We start from the raw sequence: 2,408 nt of genomic DNA, 5'->3' as shown, positions 1-2,408 counted from the left end.
CGGGCGGTCGGTCAAATCCTTGATGTAGCGTTCGGCCATGTCCGGCACGCGGATATATTTGCCGCCGCCGGCTTCCTTGAAGGCGCCGGCCAGAACGATCTCCTTCAGCCGGCCCATCTCGTCGGGTCCGAAGGTCAGCGGTCGCTGCGCGCCCATCTTGACGCCGGTCCAGCCGTTCTCATTGTGGCTCGCCGTCACCATGGCGACGCATGGCACGTCGAGCGCGAATTGCGAGAAATAGGCGACCGGCGACAGCGCGAGCCCGATGTCGTGGACCTCGCAGCCCGAGGCGAGAAGGCCGATGGTCAGCGCGTGCTTGATCGAGGCCGAATAGGAGCGGTAGTCGTGGCCGACCGCGATCGCCGGGCGCACGCCCATTTCGTGGATCAACGTGCCGAGGCCGAGGCCGAGCGCCTGAACGCCGACGAGGTTGATCTGCTCGGGATAAAGCCAGCGCGCGTCATATTCGCGGAAGCCCGACGGGGAGACGAGGGGCAGCGCCTCGAAGTCGTAGGTGTTGGGCTTGAGGTCGGCGCGCGGTTTGGGAAGCATCCCTGTCTCCTTGATGGGTCGCATTCTGGCCCGCCTCTTATAGCGGGTCGGCACACTTGTTTGGATGTCGATTTTGGTTTGTTTGTGGCAAATCGGAGCAAAGCGGCCGGCTTAATTGGTCGCGCGACGATTACTCGCGGAGCACGAGCCGGTTCCCTTGAAACTCGAAGCCGCGCAGCTCGTTGAGGAAGCTCATGCCGAGCAGCGATTGTCCGAGCCCGCTCCGCGACACCGAGGCCCGGACGTTGCGCACCTTGATGTCGCCGATGGCGATCTCGTCCAGCGTCACGCGGGCGGCCATGACGGTGCCGTTCGCGGTGCCATAGGGCACGGTATAGGCGAGCTTGTCGAGGTCGAAGCCGAGGCGTTCGGCGTCCTCGGCGGTCAGCGCGACGTCGCTCGCGCCGGTGTCGACCATGAAGCGGACATGCGTGCCGTTGACGAGCGCATTGGCGCTGTAATGTCCGGAGAGGTCGCGCGTGAGATAGACGACGCCCGGCGCGGTCTGCACGGCGGCGCTGGGCGCGAGTTCGCCCATGGCGCGTTCGGCAAGCTGACCGCCAAGCCCCATGAAGTCGCCGCGATAGGAATAGGCGACGACCAGGATCATCGCGATGGCGACCCAGGCGAGCGCCTGTTTCAACGCCAGCCCCGCGCGCCCGCGCCAGCCGACGGCGACGCTCGAGCCGATCAGCACCAGCCAGACGAGCCCGTAGACGAGGCGCATCCGCCCGTCCTCTTCCGCCAGCGCGCCTGGAAAGCGGCTGTTGAGGAAGTAGAGCAGGGCCACGACCGCCAGCAGCAGCAGAGCCGCCCATGTCCATCGGTTGTCTCTCATGAGGGAAAGCCTAGGGTGAAGCGGTGACCAAGGGATGAAGACCTGGGGCACTAAACATCAACTGTCATCCCGGCGAAAGCCGGGACCCATAAGCGACAAATGCCGAGGTTCGCTGCCATGGATCCCGGCTTTCGCCGGGATGACAATATTAGATAGACGTTAGGGCTGGACGGGAATGAGGTGGCGCGCCCTTGATCCCGGGCGACAGGGCGCTATTTACGTGCTAGGTTGCAAAATCGACATTAATAACAATTCAGATCGGTGAAATGAGCGACGGCAAAGTCGTCAGGCTGGGCGGACGGGCGGCGGAGGATTTGTCCGCGCGCCTCGGCCTGCCTGCCTTCGTGCCCGGCTGGGTCTGGCTGGTCGGCGCGGGGCCGGGCGATCCGGGCCTGCTGACGCTTCACGCGGTCAACGCGCTCAACCAGGCCGACGTCATCGTCTATGACGCGCTGGTCGACGAGGCGGTGCTTTCCCTCGCGAGCCCGCGCGCGAAACTCGAATATTCCGGCAAGCGCGGCGGCAAGCCGAGCCCGAAGCAGCGCGACATCTCGACCCGTCTGGTCGAGCTCGCGCGGCAGGGCAAGCGCGTCCTCCGGCTCAAGGGCGGCGATCCCTTCGTCTTCGGACGCGGCGGCGAAGAGGCGCTGGCGCTGGTCGACGCCGGCATTCCCTTCCGTCTCGTGCCGGGCGTCACGGCCGGCATCGGCGGTCTCGGCTATGCGGGCATCCCGGTCACGCATCGCGACGTCAATCATGCCGTCACCTTCATCACCGGCCACATGGCGGGCGGCGAGGTGCCGGAACATCTCGACTGGCCGTCGATCGCCAGGGGCTCGCCCGTCATCGTGCTCTACATGGCGCTGTCGCATCTGCCGCGCATCGCTGATCTGCTCGTCTCCAACGGTCGGCAGGCGGACGAACCCGTCGCGCTGGTCTGCAACGCGACGCTGAGGGACCAGCAGGTGCTCGAAACGACGCTGGCGAGCGCCGCCGCCGATGTCGAGCGCACGGGCTT

2 protein-coding genes and 1 pseudogene are annotated in these 2,408 nt (G+C 65.9%); 1 reads left to right on the top strand and 2 read right to left on the bottom strand.

Going from position 1 to position 2,408, the window contains the following annotated elements; translation table 11 throughout:
* Both VMR03_RS11350 and VMR03_RS11345 read right to left on the bottom strand, forming a co-directional pair.
* A pseudogene (locus tag VMR03_RS11350) lies at positions 1-552 on the bottom strand (phosphomannomutase/phosphoglucomutase); the annotation flags it as partial.
* Positions 553-682: 130 nt separating this feature from the next.
* Positions 683-1,390, bottom strand: a complete 708-nt coding sequence (locus VMR03_RS11345; protein WP_325405267.1) for a retropepsin-like aspartic protease family protein — start codon at positions 1,388-1,390, stop codon at positions 683-685.
* A gap of 266 nt (positions 1,391-1,656) precedes the next feature.
* Between VMR03_RS11345 and cobA the strand changes: the two genes are divergently transcribed.
* The coding region (gene cobA / locus VMR03_RS11340) for a uroporphyrinogen-III C-methyltransferase (protein WP_325405265.1) at positions 1,657-2,408 on the top strand (752 nt) is incomplete at its 3' end.

This window comes from Parvibaculum sp. (assembly GCF_035511255.1).
In the GTDB taxonomy this organism is placed as follows: domain Bacteria; phylum Pseudomonadota; class Alphaproteobacteria; order Parvibaculales; family Parvibaculaceae; genus Parvibaculum.
The sequence above is the reverse complement of the archived record's forward strand: the minus strand, read 5'-3'. Positions and strand labels throughout refer to the sequence as shown.